Below are 21,244 nucleotides of genomic sequence, written 5' to 3'. Positions count from 1 at the left end.
CGCCGGGGCTTTCCGCCGGGTGGTGGCCCCGGGGGCGGTACCGCGGTCATCCGCGTCACGCGACCGAGAACGTCACCGTCGCGGTGTAGACACCGGCGACCGCCGACAGGGGAACCCGGACGGAAACGACCGGGTTCCAGGTCGCGGCGTTGTCGCCGGCGCCGCCGGTGAGGGTGTACGCGGTACGCCCGACGTCGAGGGTGCCGTCGTGGACGTCCCCGTTCAGTTGGCCGGGAGGGAATCCGGTCACCGCCGTACCCGGGCTCACACCGATGTCCCCGTTGATCACGCTGGCTCCGGCGTTGGTGACCGTGGTGCCGGCGAGGACCGCGAAGTCCGCCGCACTGCCGAGCGGTACCGGCGGCGTGGCCGCGCTCGCGCTGGGCGTCGCGGCCACGCCGACCAGGACGGTCGACACGCACACCAGGGTCAGGGCGGAAGCCGTCCGGACCGACCTGCCGATCCGGTGGGAGACGCCCGCGCGGCAAAAGGTCGCCATCGACATAAGCGCCCAGAACTCCCAAAAGGCTCCGGGCCGGTACGACCGGCGCGAGTCAGGTGGTGCAGCTTCCGTTGTCCGGGTTGACGCACTTGGCCCGGCTCCACACCGTCTCGAAGTTGCCGTGGAAGTCGTTCCAGACCGTCGGGTGCTCGATCTTGACCAGCGTCTCGTCGTGGTCGGTCAACGCGGGATCGGTGATGTTGTGCGAGCCGGTGAAGACGACACTGCGCCCGGCCACCCCGGCGAAGGTCCCCCGGATGACGATGTTCTTGGAGTGCAGTGTGACCACCCGGCCGTCGTAGTTGCTGGTTTCGGCGTCGTGGTACTTCTTCAGCGAGACGTTCGGCTGCCCGTTCAGGGTGGCGTACGCGGTGCTGCCCATCGAGCCGTAGACGACCCGCACCCGGCAGCCGAGCCGGCCGATCCGGCGCAGTTCGGCGGCGACCTCCGGGCGGGCGTCGGTGAACTGCGCGTGCGCCACGTCCACCGAGCAGCCGCTCTCGTACGCGTTCACCTCGGCCAGCCGGTTGGCCAGGGTGTCGCTGCCGGCCCGGGGCGAGTGGTAGACGGTGACCGCGGTGGTCGGCGACTTGTAGTAGCCGTTGGCGGTGTTGAAGTAGTCGTTGTTCTTGCGCTGCGCCCGCATGTCGTTGAAGTACGCGGTGAAGTGGTCGTACAGCTCGTAGTCCTCGTGCACGACCAGGGCGCTGTTGAAGAGGTTGTTCTGGGTGAAGGTCAGGTTCTGCGAGCTGACGAAGACCACCCGCTTCATCGTCCCGCTGGTGGAGAACGTGAAGACCTTGTTGTGGTTGATCGAGTTACTCCTGTTGCCGATGCAGGCCGTCGAGCCGGCCACCGCCGATCCCCCGCCGCAGATCACCAGGTCGTCCAGGTTGGCCGAACGCAGTACCGCCATCGCCGCGTTGTCCGCGCCGGTGTTCACCCCGCCGCCGGTCTCGTCGAGCACCACCCGGACGATCACTCCCCGGGCGGCCGCCCGCTTCAGCGCCTCGGCCACCACCGGCGAACTCCAGCTGTACATCAGACCGCGGATGTAGCCGCCGGCCGGCGCCCCGTCGGCGAGCCGGACCAGCTCGTCCTCGATCGTCCGGTCCCGGGTGCCGTCCTCGGCCGGGACGTTGAACCTGGCGTACGCGGAGAACGGGTCGGCGGCGGCGCTCGACGGCTGGGCCGCCGCCACCGGCGGGGTCGGCAGCGTCGTGGCCAGCAGCCCGACCGCCGCGCAGGAGGCCAGCCCGACTCGGAGCTGGGTACGACGCACTCGGAGCATCCTCATGCCCCCTTGTTAGTGCAGAACCTTCGACGAATCAACCAACTTCGAAGGATCTTTTCACATGGCCGAGCGAGGCAGGGGCGTGGCGGGCTTGTCGGGGGTGGGGTCGCTGGAAGGCGACCCGCCGGCAGTGGTGCGAGGAGAACGGCTGCTACAGGCAGGGCAAGACGTGTGCCGAGCAGTACGGCGCCCGGTACGACGACAAGCCAGCACGACGGCCGGCGCGGAAGGGTGACGAGTAGCAGCGTGCATGGGTCAATCCATCTCGGTGATGCGCCGCAGGTCGTCATCTGTCGGTGTGGCCGTCGGGCGCAGAATCGTCGCCGACGGCGGGACGTACGGGTCGCCGATCGCGTCCAGCCACCCGCCGGACAGGCGAGCCCGTTCACAGTTCGGCAGCCCGCACGGCCGGCATCCGTCCACGGTGCGCGGCCAGTGCGCGCGCAACACCTGCCGCGCGACGACGGTGACCGCCTGGCGCCGGTCGTCGCCGTCGACCAACTGGTCGGAGATGGCGACCCACAGCGCCCATTCGACCGTGGGGCACCAGTAGCCCCGGCAGCCGATACAGGCGTGACCGTCGGCATGGGTCCGTAGCGACGCCCAGGCCCAATCGATGGCCAGGCCGGGCGGTCCCTCGGGCATCATCGCCCCGGTCCACGCACGCGTACCCACCGGCGGCCGTCGCGCCGGAAGTCCCGCACCCGCGCGCGGCGCCGGATCCAGCGGCGTACCCGCGTCAGCATCGCCCCTCCGCCCCGTGCCGCCCGGGATCCCGGATCGCCGAGCGGCACTCTCAACCTGAGCCGGCGCCGGCCCGGGGCGGGATCCGGGGGAAGGTCTGCCCCGGGCCGGCCGGGCGCTCGGGTTGCAGGCGGTCGTACATCCGCCCAGCGCGCGCCCTGCTCGTAGCCTTTCCGGCGCAGCGGGTGATGGACAGCGTGTCCGTGTCCGCGCTACCGATGTGCGGACAGGTTGCGGACAGCGGCCGTGATCTGCGCGGCGAGTGGCCGAGAGCCGGTCGCGGTGGCGATGTCGCGAGCGCGGTCGAGAGCGTCCTGCGCGGCGGGCTGGTCACCGGCGAGCGTCAGCGCCTGACCAAGCTGGACGATGTGCCGGCCGTGCCAGTCCGATCCCCGCGACTCCGGCGGGGTGGCCGCGACGCCAGCGGCGAGCAGTTCGACGGCCCGGGTCGCGTGTCGCCGGTCCGTCTCGGCCAGATGCCGCAGGGTGATGCCTTCTTGGATGGCAAAGAAGCTGTCCGTGTACCAGTAGCCGGACGGCGGTAGGTCGTCCTGGGACTGTTCGGCCGCAAGGTCGCGCAGCTCGCTCAGCAGCGGCAGCACCTCGGCCGCGTCGGCGCCTGCCGTCGCCAGTCCGCGGGCGCTCTGCCCGGCGCAGTACGCGCGTAGTCCCGGATAGACGCCCGGGTCCCGGCTGGCCGCGAGGGATAGGCCGATCATGTCGCCGGTCCGGCCCTGCCCTTCGGCGAGATGCGCGCGGAAGCTGAGCGCGGTCGCGACCATGTCTCGGTTGTCGACCTCGGTGGCCAGCTCCAGGGCGCGGGCGAGCCAGCGGGCCGCCGCCTGGTCCTGGCCGGCGGCGATGTGCAGCCAGCCGGCGAACTGGGTCCACTGCGACGCCAAGTCGACCAGCCGGGGCCTCAGCGTGCAGCGTGCCTCGCCGACCAGTCCGGTCACGAGGCCGAGCTGTGCACGCACCGGGCCGAGCACGGCGACCGATCCCACGGCATCCTCAAGCCGGCGTTGCGCGGCGAGTAGGTCGGTCAGTGCGTCCAGTGTCGGCCCATCGACCCGGCGCGGATGCTGGACGACGTAGGCCAGGCGCTCGGCGCTCTCCGGCGGCGGTCCTGCCTCGCGGACCATCGCGGCAAGATGACCACCTGCGTTGAGCGCCCGATCGAGGTGGGCGGCGGTCGCTACGGTGGGCCGCCGCCGGCCGGTCTCCAAGTCGTGGATCTGTGTCTTGCTGGTTAGGCCGGCCGAGGCCAGTTCGCGGACGCTCAGGCCGCGCTCTTCGCGCAGACGGCGCAGCTCGGGGCCGAATCGTGGATCAACCGCCAGAGGTCGCGGCATTTGCACTCCCAGATAGGGCTGGGGTGGTGGCGGCCGCCGGGCCCTATCCCGGGGCCGCCACTTCGGACGGTACACCGGCGTTTTGCCGGGTAGAGCCCCATGCCACGCATGTCTATCCCGGTTCTTCTGTCGATCATCGCCATCGATATGAGTGCTGCGTCGCTGCTGTGGCAGGTGGTCTCGTGGAAGCGCAGCGGCCCTGTAGTGACCGTGACCGCAGTGCAGGCTCTCGTCACAGTCGACATGAGTGGTCAGTGGTTCACCAGCGTGACCGCCCGGAACACGGGCAGGTCGCCGATCACGGTCACCGGCTGGGAGTTCAGGATGCCCGGCGGCGGTTCGGTGGTCTCGACACGGACCGTCAGGTGGTCAACGCCACTGCCGTACCGCCTGGAGGCCGGGGCTGAGGGTACGTGGTTCATGGTCACCGACGGCGTTCAGGAGACCTGTGCCAAGCGCGGCGCCAGGTACCAGGATCTCCGGGCTTCGTGAACCTTGCCGACGGGCGCACAGTCACGGCGCCCCGGCGTGGCATCGGCCTGGCCTAGCCAGGAGTGGAGCCGGGTCCAAGGCCAGGTTTGACCTGGTCAGCTAGTTGTACTGCCCAGGGAGGTTGGTCAACCTGGTGATGGGCGGTTTGCCGCCGGTGGCGGTGTGGGGTCGGTGGTGATTGTAGTGATGGAGCCAGGCGGGTAGGGCTACGCGGCGGGCGTGCTCCGAGCTGTAGAAGCGTCGTAGTGCCCAGCCGTTGGTCATGGTGCGGTGAAACCGTTCCACCTTGCCGTTGGTCTGGGGCCGGTAGGGGCGGGTCTTCTTCGGCTTGATGCCAAGTTGGTGGCACGCGTCGCGCCAGGCGTGTGACTTGTAGGCCGAGCCGTTGTCGCTTAGGACGCGTTCGATGGTGACGCCGCGCTCGGTGAACCAGGCCACGGCGTTGCGTAGCACGTCGATCGCCGTGGCGGCGGTCTCGTTGTCGCGAATCTCGGCGTAGGCGACGCGGGAGTGATCGTCGACGACGGTGTGCACGAACGCCGTGCCGATGTTCGGTGCGTGGCGGGTGTTACGGACGCCGGTGCGCCGGGCGGTGGCTTGGCGGTGGCGCTCGCCCTGGGCGCGGCCGACGTATCGCCAGCCACCACCGTCGGGGACGTTGCCGTACTTCTTGACGTCGACGTGCAGCATCGCGCCGGGCCGGTCGTGTTCGTAGCGGCGGATCGGCTCGCCGGTGGCGCGGTCGATGTGTGACAGGCGGTTGATCCGGCAGCGGGTCAGCACGGCGTGCACGGTCGAGGCCGGCATCGCCAACTGGCCGGCGATCTGCACTGGTCCAAGCCGCTGTTTCCATCGCAGGTGCACGATCTTGCGCACCACCGGCTGGGCCGTCTTGGTCGGGCTGCGCTGAGGGCGTGAGGACCGATCCGTCATTGCGGCCGCACCATGCTCGGCATACCGCACGGCCCAGCGTTTCGCAGTCGGCCAGGACACGTCATAGCGTTCCGCGGCACGGGCGACCGACCAGCCCTCGTCCACGATCAGACGCGCCAGGCGAAGACGTGCGCGGGGAGTCAGAGCGGCGTTAGCGTGGGACACGAAGGCCTCCTGTTGGCGGAGCGGTTCCTAGACAGCTCCACTCCACAACCGGAGGCCTTCGTCATCACGTCTATCTACGTCGTGTCGTCACACAACCTCGACCAACGTGCCTGGTCAGTACAGCTAGTTGGCGCCGAACCGATACCGTACCCACGTGACCCACGAGCGTGACCGACGTCTGCCCTGGCTGCTGACCGGCTGCGTGGCGTGCGGCCTAGCCGCTTTCGTGTTCCTGGCCTTCGTGGTGTCGATGACGTACAACCCGACCCCGGGTCGGGAACCGCCGAAGGTTACCGATTGGATGCAGGGCTGGGGCAGCATCGCCGGAGTCCTGGCCGGCGTCGCTGCGGCTGTCGCAGCTGCCTGGCTGCTGATGCACGAGCGCCAGCAGGCCCGGGAGGCTCAGGAGCAGTTGCGGGCAGAGCGGGCAGAGGTTGCGTTGCGGCCGGTCCGGAACATCTTCACCAGTCCACCTTCGGTGCGCGTTGAGGCAGACGGGGCGGGCCGAGTAGAGGTCTACGTCTGGAACCTCGGGTTGAGGCCGCTCTTGGACATTGGCGTGGTGGTCTCGGCTCCTCGGAAGGGATTCGTGGTGCTGAACCGTGAGGAGATCCTGCCTCCCAAGGAATCGCGACCCATGTCGCTCCTCGTACCGCGTGGCGGTCTCATGGGATTGACCGAGGGGAACGCGAGAAGGGCGGAGGTTACTGTTTCGTACTCCGAACTCACGGGCGAGCGGTGGCGCCGAGTCAACAACGGCGAGCCGGAAAGGCTGCCTAAGCAGCAATTTGGAGGTCCGGTCGATCCGTCGTGAACTGACGGTCACTGCGCAGCCCGGTGCTTTCCCCGGCCCCGGTTCCGTACCCGCCGGCCGATCCGGAGTCGTTTTCCGGTCTGCCGGCACCAGCGGCACGGCTGCGACACCTTCCCGCGGCGGTGTGTCTTGTGGTCGCCGGCCGGCCGGCCGGCGGTGCCCGTGGCCCTTACAGCACCAGCAGTCCCGCATCGGCCAGACCCAGCAGCGCAGGGCAATCCGCCGGCACCCCCGATCGGGATGTGCGGGCCGCCGCGCCGGGTCACTCACCCGCCACCGGGCCCCGGTCCACCTCTTCCAGCGGGCTTCCCCCGGAGCCGGCCACGTGGCGGTGCCGGAACATCTCCTCCATCCCGGCGACCCCGGCCACGAGCAGGAGCAGGAGCCCGAGCGCGGCCAGGGCCGGCAGCAGGGGCGCCAGCGGCAGCAGACCGAGGCAGGCGGCGGCCACGCCGACCCGTCGCCAGGCGATCTTCCGGTGGATCCGCCAGTGGGTGTAGGCGAAGGTGCCCAGGAAGAGGGCGCAGCCGCCGAAGAGCCGGTTCGTCTCGGCGCTCGACAGCGGCTCGACCGGCGCCGTCACCACGTCGGCCACGCCGTCGGCGATCACGATGATCGCCAGGCTGAACAGCAGGTGCGCGTAGATCAGGATCGCCACCCGCAGGCGCGCCTGGTCCTCGGCCTGCTCCAGCGCCCCCCGGAAGGCCTGCACGCCGTAGCCGAAGTACGTCCACCAGAGCGAGGAGGCCAGGGCGTACCCGGCGGCCATGGCAAGCACCCGGACGCTCGTCAGCGGTTCGCCGACGGCCGCCGCCCCGACCTGGATCACGGACTCGCCGAGCACGATGATGATCAACAGTCCGTAGCGGTGCGTGTAGTGCCGTGGCTGCACCCGGATCGCCCGTACCGTTCGGCGGGCCAGCCAGGGACTCGCCACGTCGATCACGGCGGCGACCGTCCAGAGCGCGATCCGGGCCTTGCCCTCCGACAGGGCACCGGCCAGCAGCAGCGGGGCGGTCACCACCACCACCCCGTGCGGGCTGAGGAGGAAGGCCCGCCAGAGGGGGAGACCTCGCAGCGTGACGACGCCCAGCAGGATCCGGGAGCTCAGGGCGGCGCAGACGAAGAGCAGACCGTGATCCCCGTACGCGGCGGGAATGGTCATGGCCAGCAGCAGGCTGCCGAAGCCGAGCGCGAGGATCACGATCCGGCCCGACGGCCTGCTGACGTCCTGCTGGTCGGTGTAGAGGCCGGCCCCGCCCCATATCCAGTAGATCGTGACGAAGAGGATCACGACCTTGCCGACCCCGGCCCAGCCGTGAATGTCGGCCAGCACGTGGGAGAACTGGCTGAGCGCGAACACGAAGGCCAGGTCGAAGAAGAGCTCCTCCCAGGTCACACTCTTGTTGTCCGGCTGCCGAGGTGACACCGTCACACCATATCGAGGCGGTGACCAGGGAAAATCCACTTCGGCCGGCACCCGGGGCAATTCGATGGCGGCCCGCTGCCCGGCGCCGCTAGGGTGCGTCGGTGCCCCTGCACCCCGACCCCGAGGCCCCGACCGAGACGCTGCTGCACGCCGATGACGACACCCCACTCGCCCGGCTCTGCCTGCGCGACGACGGCTCCGTCGCCGCCGACGTCCGGCCGCTGCCCGGGGTGGCCCCGGGCGATGTCGCCGGGCAGGCACGCCGGGACCTCGCCGGGCTCCGGCTGGAGACCGCACACGGCGGCCTGGGGGCGGCCCTGGTGGCGGGTGGCCTCACCGTCCTGCGGGCCGCCACCGAGATGCGGCACGACCTGACCGACCTGCCGGCGCCGCCCGCGCTGCCCGTCGGGTGGTCGCTGGCCGCCGCCGGCTGGGACAGCGACCTCGCCGAGGCGTGCGCCGCGGCGTACGGCCCGGACCACCCCGAGGGCCCCTGGCGGGCCGACGACACCCGGGAGATCCGGGCGATGTTCGAGGCCGCCGATCCGGTACCACCGCTGAGCGGCGCGTCGGCCCGGGTGGTCGGTCCCGACGGGCGCAGCGCCGGTCACGTCCTCTGCGCCGGCCCGGTGCCGTGGACCGACGACACCTGCGGTTGGATCCTCAACCTGGCGGTGGCGCCGTACGCCCAGCACAACGGGCTCGGCCGGGCACTCCTGACGCACGCCCTGCGGGGCACCCGCGCGGCCGGGCTGCCGACGCTCGGCCTCCAGGTGGCGGACCGCAACCCCGCCCAGCGGATGTACGACGACGCCGGATTCCGCCCCGTGACCCGGGTGCTCGCCGTCCGCCTGCCCGGCTGAGGCGTCCACCGCCTCCCGGTGTGGCCCGCCGGGCCGGACGCCTCAGCCGTCGTAGTCGACGACCAGGGTGTCGGTCAGCGGGCTGGACTGGCAGGTCAGCACGTACCCGGCGGCCACCTCGTCCGGCTCCAGCGCGTAGTTGCGGGCCATCGACACCTCGCCGGAGACGACCCTCGCCCGGCAGGTCGAGCAGACCCCACCCTTGCAGGCGTACGGCAGCTCCGCGCGGACCCTCAGCGCGGCGTCGAGCACCCGTTCGTCGCGGCCCATCCGGAAACTCGACGTCCGGCCGTCCAGCCGGATCGTCACCTCGCTGCCGGCCGCCGTCGCGGTCGGCCGCACCGGCGGCGCAGGCGGCGCGTCCACATGGAACAGTTCCGCCCGTACCGCCTCCGCCGGCACCCCCCGGGCGGCGAGCACGTCCTTCGCGTCCAGGACCATCCCGTACGGGCCGCAGAGGAACCATTCGTCGATCCGCTCGGCCGGCACGATGGTGTCGAGCAGCCGGCCGAGCCGGTCGGCGTCGACGCGGCCGGAGAGCAGCGGCGACTCGCCGGGCTCCCGGGACAGCACGTGCACCAGGTGCAGCCGCTGCGGGTACCGGTCCTTCAGGTCCGCCAGCTCCTCCACGAACATCACCGTCCGGGCGTACCGGTTGCCGTACACCAGGGTGAACGTGCTGGCCGGCTCGACGGCCAGGGCGGTCGCGGCGAGCGCCAGCACGGGGGTGATGCCCGACCCGGCGACCACCGCGGCGTAGTGCCGGACCCGGTCCGGGGCGAAGTCCGTGCTGAAGTGCCCGAGCGGCGGCAGCACGTCGACGGCGTCCCCGGCCCGCAACGCGCCGACCGCGAACGTGGAGAAGGCGCCGCCGGCCACCTCCCGCACCCCGATCCGCAACCGGCCGGTCGCGGCCAGCTCCGCCGGGTTCGAGCAGATCGAGTACGACCGGCGCACCTCCACCGGCGCCTCGGCCCCGCCCTGCGCGAACCGGCGCACGGTGAGGTGCTGCCCGGCCCGGAAGGCGAAGGTGTCACGCAGCTCGACCGGCACCTCGAAGGTGATCGCCACCGCGTCGTCGGTCAGCCGGTCGACCGCGCGTACCGGCAGCGGGTGGAAGACCGGGCGGCGGCGTACCGGCCGGGTGATCGTCACGCTCACAGCGCCCTCAGGTGGTCGAAGGGTTCCCGGCAGGCCCGGCAGCGCCAGAGCGCCTTGCAGGCCGTGGAGCCGAACCGGCTGACCTGCTCGGTGTCGGCCGCCCCGCACTGCGGGCAGCGTACGGTCAGGGTCAGCGCGACCGGGCCGCTGGCGCCGGTGGCGGGACCGGGCGGGGCGATGCCGGCGGCGGCCAGCTTGGCCCGGCCGGACTCGGAGATCCAGTCGGTGCTCCACGCCGGGGCGTAGACGGTGACCACCTCGGCACCGGGATGCCCGGCGGCGGCCAGCGCGGCCCGGACGTCGGCGCGGATCACGTCCATCGCCGGGCAGCCGGTGTAGGTCGGCGTGATGGTCACGGTCACCCGGCCGGTCTCCGGGTCGCGGGTCACATCGCGCAGGATGCCCAGCTCGTCGATGGTGAGCACCCGCAACTCCGGGTCCACCACCCCGGCCGCGGCCTGCCGGGCGCTCACCATGCCGACCTTCCGATCGCGACTGCGGGGCTTGGTCGCTGCGCTCCCGCACTCCTCGCGCTCACCATCGCGCACCGGGATGGGCGCGGTGCAGCACCTGCATCTCGGCGAGCAGATAGGACAGGTGCTCGGTGTGCAGCCCGCTGCGGCCGCCGGCCGGCGCCCATCCGTCCGCCGGGCGGTCCAGCGTCGCCGCCGCGAGCACCGGCTCCACGGTGGAGAGAAAGGCGCCGCGCAGCCCGGCCGGGTCGACCGGCGCGGCCGGGTCGGCGGCGAAGAGCTCGTGGGTGTACGGCCAGATCTCGTCGACCGCGGCCTGCATCCTCCGGTGCGACTCGGCGGTGCCGTCGCCGAGCCGTACCGTCCACTGTCGGGCGTGGTCGAGGTGGTAGGCGACCTCCTTGCGCGCCTTCCCGGCGATGGCGGCGAGCCGGCTGTCGGGGCAGCCGCTCAGCGCGACGTAGAGCGGGAGCTGGTAGGCCGAGAGGAAGAGCAGCTTCGCCATGGTGACCGCGAAGTCGCCGTTGGGCAGCTCGACGAGCAGGCAGTTGCGGAACTCCCGGTCGTCCCGCAGGTACGCCAGCGCGTCCTCGTCCCGGCCGGCCCCTTCGCGCTCCCCCGCGTAGGCGAGCAGCAGGCGGGCGGCGCCGAGCTGGTCCAGGGCGATGTTGGCCAGCGCGACGTCCTCCTCCATCTCGGGTGCGACGGTCGCCCACTCGGCGAGCCGCTGCGCGGCGATCAGCGCGTCGTCGCCGAGTGCGAGCAGATGGTCCACTGTGGCGCTCACAGGTGCGCCACCCCGTCCGGCACCTCGTAGAAGGTCGGGTGCCGGTAGACCTTGTCCGCGGCGGGGTCGAAGAAGGCGTCCTTCTCGTCCGGGCTGGACGCGGTGATCGCCGAGGCGGGGACGACCCAGATCGACACCCCCTCCTGCCGGCGGGTGTAGAGGTCGCGGGCGTTGCGCAGGGCCAACTCGGCGTCGGGCGCGTGCAGGCTGCCGACGTGGCTGTGCGACAACCCGCGCCGGGCCCGGACGAAGACCTCCCAGAGCGGCGAATCCCGCCGCTGGACCTGCCGGTCGCCGGATCCGCCGACGTCGCTCATGCCGCCACCTCCGCGACCCGGGCTCCCGCGCCCGCGTCCACCCGTCCGGCAGCCCGGTCACCGGCCCGCTTCGCCGCGTACGCTGCGGCGGCCTCCCGGACCCACGCGCCGTCGGCGTGCGCCTTCCGGCGGTGTTCGATCCGCTGCCGGTTGCACGGGCCCTGGCCGGAGATCACCCGCATCAGCTCGGCGTAGTCCGGCTGGGTGAAGTCGTACGCCTGGCGCTGCTCGTTCCAGCGCAGGTCCGGGTCGGGCAGCCGCAGTCCGAGCGCCTCGACCTGCTGGACGCACATGTCGACGAAGCGCTGCCGCAGCTCGTCGTTGGAGAACCGCTTGATCTTCCAGGCCATCGACTGCTGGGAGTGCGTCGAGTCGGTGTCCGGCGGGCCGAACATGGCCAGCGACGGATACCACCAGCGGTCCACCGCGTCCTGGGCCATGGCCCGCTGCGCGGGGGTGCCGTGCGCGAGCGTGTGCAGGATCTCGTAGCCCTGCCGCTGGTGGAAGGACTCCTCCTTGCAGACCCGGATCATCGCCCGGGCGTACGGCCCGTAGGAGCAGCGGCAGAGCGGCACCTGGTTGACGATCGCGGCGCCGTCCACCAGCCAGCCGATCGCACCGACGTCCGCCCAGCTCAGGGTGGGGTAGTTGAAGATCGAGCTGTATTTCTGCCGTCCGCTGAGCAGCAGCTCGACCAGCTCGTCCCGGCTGATGCCCAGGGTCTCGGCGGCGGCGTAGAGGTAGAGGCCGTGCCCGGCCTCGTCCTGCACCTTCGCGAGCAGGATCGCCTTGCGCTTGAGCGAGGGCGCGCGACTGATCCAGTTGCCCTCCGGCTGCATCCCGATGATCTCCGAGTGCGCGTGCTGGGCGATCTGCCGGATCAGGGTCTTCCGGTAGGCGTCGGGCATCCAGTCCCGCGGTTCGATCTTCTGATCCGCCTGGACCAGTGCGGTGAAGTAGTCGAGTGGATCGCCGTCGGCGCCCCGGCCCGCCGCCGGATCGGGACGTCCGCGGGTGGCGGCGTCACGCAACGCCACCTCCGCCGCTTCGACCTGATCGAGCAGCCCGCCGGCCGGTCCGTCATCCGGGCCCGGAAAGTCACTTCCGTACACGGGGTAAGTGTTACAGCTCAGGGGGTGCCAAACCAAGGGGTGTAAGAGTCCGTACCCGACCCGAAACCTGAGACGCGCTCGGAGCTGGGCGAACGCACCCCACCCAAATGTCCGCACTGATGGGTGAATGAGCCGGGTCACACCGGCACCTTTATTGCGTATCTAATGGCAGATATAGGGCTATATCCGGGCGACAACTACTAGATCAGCTCCCCTCGGCATCTGGCGCATCGGGCCAGGGCACGTAAACTTCTCCCGGTCGGTCCTACCGCCTCCCCCGGTAGGGCTGGGCGCGGAGCACGCCGGTGTGGGGCCTGCGAGTCGCGCCGAGCAACACCCCGAAACGGCATTCCCGCAGTACGCCAGTGCCCTGGAAACAGCGGCCCCCCGGCCCTCACCCTTGGAGCCCGTCTCCTCATGCGTCCCCGTCTGATCATGGCGTTCGCCATCGCGACAGTCGTGCTTGGCGGCATGCTGCTCGTACCCGCCGCGTACGCCCGGCTGGCCAACCCCGGCGCCCCGTCCTCGTCGGACGAGACACCCGCCGGCAGCACGCCAGCCGCCCCGCCACCACCCACCCTGGCCGCCGCGCCGGTCACGATGAGCGGGGTCGACGGCTTCTTCTCCTGGGCGCTGCTCGACCGGAAGACGGGGAAGATCTCCGGCGCCAGGAACATGTCGGCGACCAACTCCACCGAGTCGATGATCAAGGTCTGGCTGGCGTCGGACTACCTGCGCCAGTTCGGCCCCAAGCAGCCACCGGAAAACGGGCTGCGGATGGCCAGCACCGCGATCCGGAACAGCAACGACGACGCGGCGAACTTCCTCTACGCCAGGGCCGGCGGAGAAGTGACCCTCGAACGCCTGGTCAAGATGTGCAAGCTCAGCGACACCCACAGCGTCAGTCCCGGTGGTGGCCGCGTCTGGTGGAGCTACACCGCGATGTCCGCCCGCGACGCGGTACGGATGGGCGAGTGCATCAAGGACGGCACCGCCGCCGGACCGAAGTGGACGAAGTGGGTGCTGACCGAGATGAGCAAGGTGCAGGGAAGCACCGCCAAGAAGGACCAGGGGCTCCGGCAGGGCGGCGGCCGCTGGGGCATCATCGACGGCCTGCCGAAGGAGATCACGGCGCAGGGTCCGGTGAGCATCAAGAACGGCTGGACCCTGATCAACGCTGACGGGAAGTGGCACCTGAACTGCCTGGCCATCACCGACAAGTGGGTGCTCTCGGTGCTGACCCGCTACTCCGGGAGGAAGGGCCTCGACTTCGGCGCCGGCGTCTGCGCCAGCGTCGCCACCCAACTGGTCACCGTGCAGCCCGGGGCCGCGCTGAAGATCCCGCAACCGATCAGCACGAAGTCCGGCGACAACGACACGGAGACGACCTGATGGCGGGCTCGCGCGGCCACGCCGCCAACTCCAACCGCTCGACGCTGCTGCGCCTGACCCTCGTCTCCGTGGTACTGCTGGTGCTGGTGCTCGTCGCGCTCCGGCTGCTGCCCGGGTCGCCCTTCGCGCACTCCGCCGCCGCCGAGTGGGGCAACCCGCCGGCCGGGGGCGGGCGGCCCGCGCCGGCCGGCGAACCGACCCCGAGCCCGACACCCAGTCCGGAGCCGCCGCCGCTGTCGGTGGCCCCCACGGACGTGACGGTCGACACGGACGGCTGGTGGAACTGGGCCCTGCTCGACACCCGGACCGGCGAGATCTCCGGGTCCGACAACATGGACGAGACCAACCCGACCGCCTCGATGATCAAGGCGTGGATCGGAGCGGACTTCCTGCGCCGTGCTGCCGAGCAGGGCGACGCCCCGAGCGACACCCGGATGAACCAGGTCAGCATCATGATCCGGGACAGCGACAACAACGCGGCCCAGACGCTCTACGAGGTCAACGGCGGTACGGCGTCGATCAAGCGGCTGATCAGCATCTGCGACCTGACCGACAGCAGCCCGGCCGCCGACGGCGGCTGGAGCCGCACCGCGCTGTCGGCCCGGGACGCCGCCCGGCTGGGTGCCTGCATCGCCGACGGGCGGGCGGCCGGTCCGAAGTGGACCACGTGGCTGCTCGACGAGATGCGCCAGGTACGGGGGGTCGGCAACTTCGGCATCCGCAAGGCCTTCCCGGCCGCGGAGCAGAAGGAGATCGCGATCAAGAACGGCTGGGTGGACCGGACCCGCGAGCAGAAGTACACCGTCAACTGCCTCGCGATCGGCGACGGCTGGACGATGGCCGTCGAGACCCGCTACGACATCAGCCTCGGCTACACGCACGGGGCGAAGATCTGCGAGAACGTGGCCCGGCAGCTCCGTACGGACTGATCCGGTCGGGCCCCCGGCGCCGTCCGTGCCGGGGAGCCTGACCGGCGCGACTCAGACGGCGAAGAAGGCGGGGCCGTCCGGCGGCAACGGCGGAGTGGCGCCGAGCGTGACGGCCCGGCCGGCGAACTCCCGCAGCCCCGCCACCTGGCGCTCACCCAGCGAGAAGTCCAGCGCCCGGAAGTACGTGGCCAGCGTCGCCGCGTCGAACGTCTCCCAGCGGGCCGCCGCCTCGGCCACCTCGTCCAGCTCGGCCAGGCAGAGGTCCCGGGAGCGCAGGAAGGCCTCGTGCACCTCCTTGACCAGACCCGGGTGTTCGGCGGCGAAGTCCCGGCGTACCGCCCAGACGGCGAAGACCATCGGCAGCCCGGTCCACTCGCGCCAGGCCTGCCCGAGGTCGGTCACCGCCAGCCCGCGCCGGGGCGCCTCGTAGAGCGCGCGGAGCGCCACGTCACCGATCAGTACGCCGGCGTCGGCCTCCAGCAGCATCTGGGTCAGGTCCGGCGGACAGGTGAAGTACTCGGGATCCACCCGGTACCGCTCGGCGAGCAGGAGCTGCGCGAGCAGTACCCCGGTCCGGGAGGTGGAGCCGAGCGCGACCTTGGCCCCGCCGAGCTCGTCCAGCGGGCGGGTGGAGACGATGTTGACCGAGAGCACCGGCCCGTCGCTGCCGACCGCCAGGTCCGGCAGGAGCAGCAGCTCGTCGGCGTGCCGGAGGTATTCGACCAGCGAGATCGGGCCGATGTCGAGGTCGCCGGCGACCAGCGCCGCGTTCAACCGGTCCGGGGCGTCCTTGTGCAGGTCGACGTCGATCAGCGCGCCGGAGCGCATCAGGCCCCAGTAGATCGGCAGACAGTTGAGGAACTGGATATGGCCTACCCGGGGTCGCCGTAGCTCGGTCATGATCCGACCGTAACCGGCGGATCGGACGCCCGCTCAGGCGGCCGGGACGGAAGTGGCCAATGCCGCACCCTCCGGCCCGGTCACCGGACCGGCGCGCCGCTCCCGGCGGGCCGCCCGGAGCACGATCGGCGTCACCGCGAGGACCACGGCCAACCCGGCCAGACCGGTGACGGCGACCAGCGGGCGCGGCGCGAACCGGGCCAGCAGCACGCCACCGACCAGGAAGCCGAACATTCCGGCCCCCTGGTTCGCGGCGCCCTGTGCCGCGAAGGCCCGGCCCCGCTCGGCGGGCGGCACCCGGTTGGTCAGCACCAGGTTGCTGAACACGTTGAGCCCGCCGTTGGCCACGCCGCCGATCAGCCAGAGCGGCAGCAGCCAGCCGGCGGCGGGCACGACGGCGCCGAGCGCGACGGCCAGGCAGGCGAGGCCGAGCAGCACCAGCACGCCCTGGGCCAGCGCGCCGTCGTCGCGGGCCCGCCGGGCGGTCCGGGCCAGCAGCCCGGCACCGATCAGCATGCCCAGGATCCAGGCGGTGCTCACCAGGCCGAACATGGTCGTCGAGGCGTGCAGGGTCTCCCGTACGTAGAACACCTCGATCACGTTGACCGCGCCCACCCCGGCGATGGTGCCGGCGACGGCGACCACCATCGTCCAGAGCAGCGGGTCCCGGCGCAGCCGCCAGCCGGCGGCCGGCCGGATTCCGGCCACGGCGGCGGGCGTCACCGGTGCCGGGCCGGGTGGCCTGGTCGAGGCCGTCGTCCGCCGCCCGCCCCGACGGGTACGCAGCAGCAGCCCCGCCGCGACCAGGGCGAGGTAGCTGGCGGCGTCGATCAGCAGCGGTACCCGTACCCCGAACTGGCCGACCAGCAGCCCGGCCAGCCCCGGTGCGAGCAGCATGCCCAGCAGCGCCGCGGTCTGGTTGAGCGCGCTGGCCCGGGGCAGGTCCACCCGGCGCACCATCTCGGGCAGCAGTGCGGCGAGGGTCGGCTGGGTCACCGCCAGGCCGCAGGCGAGCAGCGCGACGAACACCAGGATCACGTCGACCCGCTCGGCGTACGCCAGGACGACGCAGCAGCCGGCCTGGGCTCCTCCGGCCCCGACGAGCAGGGTTCGGCTGTCCATCCGGTCGGCCAGCCGCCCGGTCAGCGGCGCGAGCAGCACCAGCGGGAGGGCCGCGGCCAGCATCACGCCGGAGACGGCGATCCCGCCGGCCCCCGCCGACTGCAACGCGAGCGCCAGGGAGATGGCGGCGAGATAGTCGCCGCAGGCCGATACGGCCCGGGCGCCGGCGGTGAGGTAGACGTCGCGCCAGCGGGACGTCGGCAGCACGGCATCCACAGTTGTGAAGGACATACTTCGAAAGTATTCCTTCACAACTGCCGGCGCAACCCCTCGTCACTCCATCGGCACCGCCGCGTAGTGCACCGCCACCGGCCGCGCCCCCTCCGGCGGATCGGCACGCTCCCGGCGCAGGTACGGCTGCATGAGGGCCCGGACCGCGTCGTTCAGCGCGGTCAGCTCCGCCGCGGTGAGCAGCAGGGTCTGGCCGCTGATCCGCGCCGCCTCCGTCCACTCCTTCGACTCGTCCCGGGACCGGTACACCCAGTCGCGGACCCGTTCGAGATCGCGGGCGAGGTAGACCTCGATCAGGGTCTCCTCCGCGGCCCGCGCCTCCGCGGACGCGTCCGGCCCGATCTCGACACCCCAGGAACGGACCGTGCTCCGCCAGAGCCGTTCGCGGGCGTCACCCCGGCTCGGCGCCTGCTCGACCAGGCCGTACCGGGCCAACTCCCGCAGGTGGTAGCTGGTCGCACTCGGCGAGAGCCCGACGATCTCGGCGCACTCGGTGGCCGTGACCGCCGCGCCGGTCGTGGTCAGATGCTCCATGATCTCCAGCCGGGCCGGGTGCGCCAACGCCCGCATCACCTGCGGGTCGCTGATCATCATCGGGCGCTGGTCGGCGGTCGGCTCCTCGCTCATCCGCCCATGATCCCGCCCTTCCCCCGGTCCCGCTCCAACCCCGTCCCCCGGCGCGGCACGGCGCGACGATCGCCGACGAGCCCGGTCACCGCCCGACCGCTCGGCGCAGACCGTCTCCATCAGGAACTCGACCACCGGGGCGCGCCGTAATTCGGTGGAGGCGGGGTGGGCGGGCGAGTAGGCTTCTTTCCCCTGCCGACGGCCGCGGTGAGCACGCACCGCAGCGGACGTCCCGCGCCGGGGTCGGCCAACCGACCCCCGGACACGCGAGCAGACGGACATCACACCGCACCGAGGACCCGCAGATGACCGTGCCCGCACCCGATCTCGCCACCGACCTCGCCAGCGAACGCGCCCACCTGGCCGCCTCCCGGACCGCGCTGCGCCGGATGCGCGAGCACGCCGAGGCGCTCTTCAGCACCGGCCAGGACGTGGCGGGCGACGCGTACGCCGCCGAGACCCTCGGCCGTACGCTCTCCCGCCGGGTCGCCGAACTCGCCGACGACCCGAGCACGCCGCTCTTCTTCGGCCGGCTGGAGTTCGCCGACGGCGACCACCACATCGGCCGCCGCCACGTCACCGACCCCGTCGGCGAGCCGATGGTGCTGGACTGGCGGGCACCGCTCTCCCGGTCGTTCTACCGGGCCAGCGTCCGGGACCCGCAGGGCGTCGCCGTACGGCGCCGCTTCGGCTTCAACGGCGGCGAGCTGACCAGCTTCGAGGACGAGCACCTCGACCGGGGCGAGGAACTGGGCCGGGCCAGCCGGATCCTCACCGCCGAGATCGAGCGCCCCCGGGTCGGGCCGATGCGCGACATCGTCGCCACCATCCAGCCGGAACAGGACGAGCTGGTCCGCGCCGACCTGGCCGACTCGATCTGCGTACAGGGCGCCCCGGGCACCGGCAAGACGGCCGTCGGGCTGCACCGGGCCGCGTACCTGCTCTACCTGCACCGGGAGCGGCTGCGCCGCAGCGGCGTACTCGTGATCGGGCCCAACCGGGCCTTCCTGTCGTACATCTCGGCAGTGCTGCCGGCACTCGGCGAGGTCGAGGTGGCCCAGGCCACGGTGGAGGACCTGGTCACCTCGGCGACGTACCGGCCGGGCGCGGGCGGCCAGTCCGGCGCGCCGCCGCTGCCGGTACGCGGCGCGGACGACCCGGCGACGGCCACCCTGAAGCACGACGCACGGATGGCCGAGGTGCTGCGCCGGGCCCTGACCGGGCAACTCCGGGAGCCGGTGGAGCCGATCGTCGTCTCCGACGGCTCGTTCCGGTGGCGGATCTCCACGGAGGCGCTGCGCCGGGTGATCGAGGAGGCCCGGGGGGAGGGACTGCCCTACGGCACCGGGCGGGAGCGGGTCCGGGCCCGGGTGGTGAGCCTGCTGCAACGCCAGGCCGAGGCGCGCCGGGCCGAGTCGCCCGGGGACGCCTGGCTGCGCCGGATGGACCGGTCGAAGCCGGTGACCGAGTTCCTCGACCGGTGCTGGCCGGCAGTCACCCCGGAGGGGCTGGTGCACCGCCTGCTCGCCGACCCGCAGGAGTTGGCGGTGGCCGCCGCCGGCCTGCTCACCGAGGCCGAGCAGGCCCTGCTGACCTGGCCCAGGCCACCCCGTACGGCGAAGGCGGCCCGGTGGAGCGCGGCGGACGCCGTACTCCTCGACGAGGCGGCCGGCCTGCTCGAACGCGTACCCAGCTTCGGGCACGTGGTGGTGGACGAGGCGCAGGACCTCTCCCCGATGCAGTGCCGCGCGGTCGCCCGGCGCAGCGAGCACGGCTCGATCACGCTCCTCGGCGACCTGGCCCAGGGCACCGCGCCGTGGGCCGCCACCGACTGGCGGGAGTCGCTGCGCCACCTCGGCAAGCCGGACGCGGCGGTGGTGCCGCTGACCATCGGGTTCCGGGTCCCGGCCGCGGTGGTCGCGTTCGCCAACCGGCTGCTGCCGGCGCTCGCCGTGGACGTACCGCCGGCCGAGTCGCTGCGCTCCGACGGCGCACTCGACATCCGTACCGTGGAGGACCTGGCCGGGGCGGCGGTGGCCGAGGTGCGCGCGGCGCTGACGTACGACGGCTCGGTGGCGGTGATCGCGGCCGACGCGGCGGTGGACGCCCTGCGCACCGCGCTCGCCGCCGCCGGCTTCGCGACCGCGACTCCCGACGAGGTCGAGACCACGGCGCGGGTCACGGTCGTGCCGGCCACCCTGGCGAAGGGCCTGGAGTACGACCACGTCATCGTCGTGGAGCCGGCCGCGATCGTGGCGGCGGAGCCGCGTGGGCTGCACCGCCTCTACGTGGTGCTGACCCGGGCGGTCTCCCGGCTCGGCGTGCTGCACACCGAGCCGCTTCCCGCCCCGCTGGGCTGACCGGCGCACCTCAGCCCCGGCGATATTCCAGGTGCCAATAGGTGCGAATACGGCGCACCGAGCGCGGCTCGCCGAAATCATGCTCAGAGACAGCGCGTTTCCCGATCCGGAAGGACGGACCAGACCATGGCCAAGACCTGGCTCATCACCGGCAGCTCCCGGGGCCTCGGATGGGAGCTGAGCAGGGCCGTCCTCGACAACGGCGACACCCTGGTGGCCACCGCCCGGCAGCCCGAGCAGCTCGCCGAACTCGTCGACCGGTACGGCGACCAGGTACGGGCGGTCCAGCTCGACGTCACCGACCCGCATGCCGCCCGCGCCGCGGTGCAGACCGCGCTGGACACCTTCGGCCGGCTGGACGTGGTCGCCAACAACGCCGGCTACGCCGACAGCGCCCCGATCGAGGAGACCCCGGAGGAGGACTTCCGGGCCCAGGTCGAGACGAACCTCTTCGGGGTCGTCAACGTCACCCGGGCGGCGCTGCCGGTGCTGCGTACCCAGCGGTCCGGGCACTTTCTGCAGTTCTCCTCCATCGGCGGCCGGGTCGGCGGTACGCCGGGACTCGCCGCGTACCAGACCGCGAAGTTCGGCGTCGAGGGCTTCTCGGAGGCGCTGAACAGCGAGGTCAAGCCCTTCGGCGTCAAGGTCACCATCATCGAGCCGGGCGCCTTCCGCACCGACTGGGGCGGCTCGTCGATGCGGATGGCCGAGGTCAGCGAGGACTACCGGCAGACCGTCGGACGCGTCCACGACTACCGTCGCGAGGTGGCCGGAAAGCAGGCCGGCGACCCCGCCCGGGCGGCGAAGGTGATCCTCGACGTCGTCGCCCTGCCCGCGCCGCCGCTGCGGCTGCTGCTCGGCTCCGACGCCCTGCAACTCGCCGAGCAGGCGTCCCGGCAGCGCGCCCAGGAAACCTCCGCGTGGGCCGACGTGAGCCGGAGCACCGACTACGACAACGCGGTCGACGTCCGGCTGACCACCGTCGCCGACCTGCTCGCCCCGCAGGGTCGCTAGCGTCCCTGCGGACGAGGTCAGCCGCGAGGTGGAACCGGAAGTGGGACCGGCCGGCCCGGGTCCGCCGCACCGGCGAGCGCCGGTTCATCACCGGGAGGGACGTTTCTCCCCGCCGTACCCGACATGATGCGGGGAAGGGACCACTGTCCAACGGGGAGGACCCATGCACGCATTCCGTCCGCACCAGTCTCGACGCGACTTCCTCCGTACCGCCGTGGGGTCGACCGTGGC

21 protein-coding genes are annotated in these 21,244 nt (G+C 72.0%); 7 read left to right on the top strand and 14 right to left on the bottom strand.

The features are described from left to right. Positions 1 to 55 precede the first annotated feature (55 nt). The 4 genes from ACQEUR_RS00715 to ACQEUR_RS00700 all read right to left on the bottom strand — a co-directional run bounded on the left by ACQEUR_RS00715 (position 56) and on the right by ACQEUR_RS00700 (position 3,892). Positions 56 to 418, bottom strand: a complete 363-nt coding sequence (locus tag ACQEUR_RS00715; RefSeq protein WP_433023944.1) for an ice-binding family protein — start codon at positions 416 to 418, stop codon at positions 56 to 58. A 136-nt stretch (positions 419 to 554) separates the two neighbouring features. Next, positions 555 to 1,799 carry a phospholipase D-like domain-containing protein gene (locus ACQEUR_RS00710; RefSeq protein WP_433023942.1) on the bottom strand — a complete coding sequence of 415 codons (1,245 nt, stop codon included), beginning with the start codon at positions 1,797 to 1,799 and terminating at the stop codon, positions 555 to 557. Positions 1,800 to 2,051: 252 nt separating this feature from the next. Further along, positions 2,052 to 2,444: a hypothetical protein gene (locus ACQEUR_RS00705; RefSeq protein WP_433023940.1), complete on the bottom strand. Its 393-nt coding sequence runs from the start codon at positions 2,442 to 2,444 to the stop codon at positions 2,052 to 2,054. 308 nt (positions 2,445 to 2,752) lie between these two features. Then, positions 2,753 to 3,892 (bottom strand): helix-turn-helix domain-containing protein, encoded by a 1,140-nt coding sequence (locus tag ACQEUR_RS00700; protein ID WP_433023938.1) that lies wholly within the window; start codon positions 3,890 to 3,892, stop codon positions 2,753 to 2,755. 108 nt (positions 3,893 to 4,000) lie between these two features. Between ACQEUR_RS00700 and ACQEUR_RS00695 the strand changes: the two genes are divergently transcribed. Then, entirely contained in the window at positions 4,001 to 4,384 is a 384-nt protein-coding gene (locus tag ACQEUR_RS00695) for a hypothetical protein (protein WP_433023936.1), read from the top strand. A 99-nt stretch (positions 4,385 to 4,483) separates the two neighbouring features. Here the strand turns inward: ACQEUR_RS00695 and ACQEUR_RS00690 are convergent, their stop codons facing one another. Beyond that, positions 4,484 to 5,482: an IS481 family transposase gene (locus tag ACQEUR_RS00690; protein WP_433023934.1), complete on the bottom strand. Its 999-nt coding sequence runs from the start codon at positions 5,480 to 5,482 to the stop codon at positions 4,484 to 4,486. Positions 5,483 to 5,636: 154 nt separating this feature from the next. Between ACQEUR_RS00690 and ACQEUR_RS00685 the strand changes: the two genes are divergently transcribed. Continuing rightward, entirely contained in the window at positions 5,637 to 6,296 is a 660-nt protein-coding gene (locus ACQEUR_RS00685; protein WP_433023932.1) for a hypothetical protein, read from the top strand. Positions 6,297 to 6,558: 262 nt separating this feature from the next. On the opposite strand, the gene ACQEUR_RS00680 is transcribed toward ACQEUR_RS00685, so the two are convergent. Continuing rightward, complete coding sequence (locus tag ACQEUR_RS00680; RefSeq protein WP_433023930.1) at positions 6,559 to 7,725, bottom strand: low temperature requirement protein A; 1,167 nt, start codon at positions 7,723 to 7,725, stop codon at positions 6,559 to 6,561. A gap of 101 nt (positions 7,726 to 7,826) precedes the next feature. On the opposite strand from ACQEUR_RS00680, the gene ACQEUR_RS00675 reads away from it, so the two are divergent. Continuing rightward, a complete protein-coding gene (locus tag ACQEUR_RS00675) occupies positions 7,827 to 8,588 on the top strand; it encodes a GNAT family N-acetyltransferase (RefSeq protein WP_433023928.1) in 762 nt (253 codons plus the stop codon). 42 nt (positions 8,589 to 8,630) lie between these two features. Here the strand turns inward: ACQEUR_RS00675 and paaE are convergent, their stop codons facing one another. The 5 genes from paaE to paaA are packed head-to-tail and all read right to left on the bottom strand — an operon-like array spanning position 8,631 to position 12,438. Then, positions 8,631 to 9,749, bottom strand: coding sequence for a 1,2-phenylacetyl-CoA epoxidase subunit PaaE (paaE, locus tag ACQEUR_RS00670; protein WP_433023926.1), 1,119 nt, complete (start codon positions 9,747 to 9,749; stop codon positions 8,631 to 8,633). Then, a complete protein-coding gene (gene paaD, locus ACQEUR_RS00665) occupies positions 9,746 to 10,225 on the bottom strand; it encodes a 1,2-phenylacetyl-CoA epoxidase subunit PaaD (RefSeq protein ID WP_433023924.1) in 480 nt (159 codons plus the stop codon). The genes paaE and paaD overlap by 4 nt, the downstream gene beginning before the upstream one ends. Positions 10,226 to 10,283: 58 nt before the next feature. After that, the gene (gene paaC / locus ACQEUR_RS00660; RefSeq protein ID WP_433023922.1) at positions 10,284 to 11,009 is read right to left on the bottom strand and encodes a 1,2-phenylacetyl-CoA epoxidase subunit PaaC; all 726 of its coding nucleotides are present in this window, start codon (positions 11,007 to 11,009) and stop codon (positions 10,284 to 10,286) included. Continuing rightward, the gene (paaB, locus tag ACQEUR_RS00655) at positions 11,006 to 11,326 is read right to left on the bottom strand and encodes a 1,2-phenylacetyl-CoA epoxidase subunit PaaB (protein WP_433023920.1); all 321 of its coding nucleotides are present in this window, start codon (positions 11,324 to 11,326) and stop codon (positions 11,006 to 11,008) included. The genes paaC and paaB overlap by 4 nt, the downstream gene beginning before the upstream one ends. Further along, positions 11,323 to 12,438, bottom strand: a complete 1,116-nt coding sequence (gene paaA, locus ACQEUR_RS00650; protein WP_433023918.1) for a 1,2-phenylacetyl-CoA epoxidase subunit PaaA — start codon at positions 12,436 to 12,438, stop codon at positions 11,323 to 11,325. Before paaA ends, paaB begins: the two co-directional genes overlap by 4 nt. Positions 12,439 to 12,855: 417 nt before the next feature. On the opposite strand from paaA, the gene ACQEUR_RS00645 reads away from it, so the two are divergent. Both ACQEUR_RS00645 and ACQEUR_RS00640 read left to right on the top strand, forming a co-directional pair. Further along, entirely contained in the window at positions 12,856 to 13,830 is a 975-nt protein-coding gene (locus tag ACQEUR_RS00645; RefSeq protein ID WP_433023916.1) for a hypothetical protein, read from the top strand. After that, the gene (locus ACQEUR_RS00640) at positions 13,830 to 14,759 is read left to right on the top strand and encodes a serine hydrolase (RefSeq protein ID WP_433023914.1); all 930 of its coding nucleotides are present in this window, start codon (positions 13,830 to 13,832) and stop codon (positions 14,757 to 14,759) included. The genes ACQEUR_RS00645 and ACQEUR_RS00640 overlap by 1 nt, the downstream gene beginning before the upstream one ends. A 51-nt stretch (positions 14,760 to 14,810) precedes the next feature. Here ACQEUR_RS00640 and ACQEUR_RS00635 read toward each other — a convergent pair whose 3' ends face one another. Genes ACQEUR_RS00635 through ACQEUR_RS00625 form a run of 3 tightly spaced genes read right to left on the bottom strand, consistent with a single transcriptional unit; the run spans position 14,811 to position 17,639 of the window. Next, positions 14,811 to 15,659 carry a menaquinone biosynthetic enzyme MqnA/MqnD family protein gene (locus tag ACQEUR_RS00635; protein ID WP_433023912.1) on the bottom strand — a complete coding sequence of 283 codons (849 nt, stop codon included), beginning with the start codon at positions 15,657 to 15,659 and terminating at the stop codon, positions 14,811 to 14,813. A 33-nt stretch (positions 15,660 to 15,692) separates the two neighbouring features. After that, positions 15,693 to 17,012, bottom strand: a complete 1,320-nt coding sequence (locus ACQEUR_RS00630; RefSeq protein ID WP_433023910.1) for an MFS transporter — start codon at positions 17,010 to 17,012, stop codon at positions 15,693 to 15,695. A 42-nt stretch (positions 17,013 to 17,054) separates the two neighbouring features. Then, the gene (locus ACQEUR_RS00625) at positions 17,055 to 17,639 is read right to left on the bottom strand and encodes an ArsR/SmtB family transcription factor (protein WP_433023908.1); all 585 of its coding nucleotides are present in this window, start codon (positions 17,637 to 17,639) and stop codon (positions 17,055 to 17,057) included. Between the two features lie 305 nt (positions 17,640 to 17,944). Here ACQEUR_RS00625 and ACQEUR_RS00620 point away from each other — a divergent pair, with 305 nt between their 5' ends. Both ACQEUR_RS00620 and ACQEUR_RS00615 read left to right on the top strand, forming a co-directional pair. Beyond that, positions 17,945 to 19,999 (top strand): HelD family protein, encoded by a 2,055-nt coding sequence (locus tag ACQEUR_RS00620; RefSeq protein ID WP_433023906.1) that lies wholly within the window; start codon positions 17,945 to 17,947, stop codon positions 19,997 to 19,999. A 126-nt stretch (positions 20,000 to 20,125) separates the two neighbouring features. After that, complete coding sequence (locus tag ACQEUR_RS00615; RefSeq protein ID WP_433023904.1) at positions 20,126 to 21,013, top strand: oxidoreductase; 888 nt, start codon at positions 20,126 to 20,128, stop codon at positions 21,011 to 21,013. The last annotated feature ends 231 nt before the right edge of the window (positions 21,014 to 21,244 follow it).

Source organism: Plantactinospora sp. CA-290183 (assembly GCF_050936375.1).
In the GTDB taxonomy this organism is placed as follows: domain Bacteria; phylum Actinomycetota; class Actinomycetes; order Mycobacteriales; family Micromonosporaceae; genus Plantactinospora.
Note: the sequence above shows the minus strand (reverse complement) of the source record. Positions and strands in the feature narration are given on the sequence as shown.

Coding starts and splice junctions, on each gene's coding strand:
- ACQEUR_RS00710 (WP_433023942.1), bottom strand. CDS start 1,799: ATGAGGATGCTCCGAGTGCGTCGTACCCAGCTCCGAGTCGGGCTGGCC.
- ACQEUR_RS00615 (WP_433023904.1), top strand. CDS start 20,126: ATGGCCAAGACCTGGCTCATCACCGGCAGCTCCCGGGGCCTCGGATGG.
- paaB (WP_433023920.1), bottom strand. CDS start 11,326: ATGAGCGACGTCGGCGGATCCGGCGACCGGCAGGTCCAGCGGCGGGAT.
- ACQEUR_RS00630 (WP_433023910.1), bottom strand. CDS start 17,012: ATGTCCTTCACAACTGTGGATGCCGTGCTGCCGACGTCCCGCTGGCGC.
- ACQEUR_RS00645 (WP_433023916.1), top strand. CDS start 12,856: ATGCGTCCCCGTCTGATCATGGCGTTCGCCATCGCGACAGTCGTGCTT.
- ACQEUR_RS00695 (WP_433023936.1), top strand. CDS start 4,001: ATGTCTATCCCGGTTCTTCTGTCGATCATCGCCATCGATATGAGTGCT.
- ACQEUR_RS00635 (WP_433023912.1), bottom strand. CDS start 15,659: ATGACCGAGCTACGGCGACCCCGGGTAGGCCATATCCAGTTCCTCAAC.
- paaD (WP_433023924.1), bottom strand. CDS start 10,225: ATGGTGAGCGCCCGGCAGGCCGCGGCCGGGGTGGTGGACCCGGAGTTG.
- ACQEUR_RS00640 (WP_433023914.1), top strand. CDS start 13,830: ATGGCGGGCTCGCGCGGCCACGCCGCCAACTCCAACCGCTCGACGCTG.
- ACQEUR_RS00700 (WP_433023938.1), bottom strand. CDS start 3,892: ATGCCGCGACCTCTGGCGGTTGATCCACGATTCGGCCCCGAGCTGCGC.
- ACQEUR_RS00620 (WP_433023906.1), top strand. CDS start 17,945: ATGACCGTGCCCGCACCCGATCTCGCCACCGACCTCGCCAGCGAACGC.
- ACQEUR_RS00625 (WP_433023908.1), bottom strand. CDS start 17,639: ATGAGCGAGGAGCCGACCGCCGACCAGCGCCCGATGATGATCAGCGAC.
- ACQEUR_RS00705 (WP_433023940.1), bottom strand. CDS start 2,444: ATGATGCCCGAGGGACCGCCCGGCCTGGCCATCGATTGGGCCTGGGCG.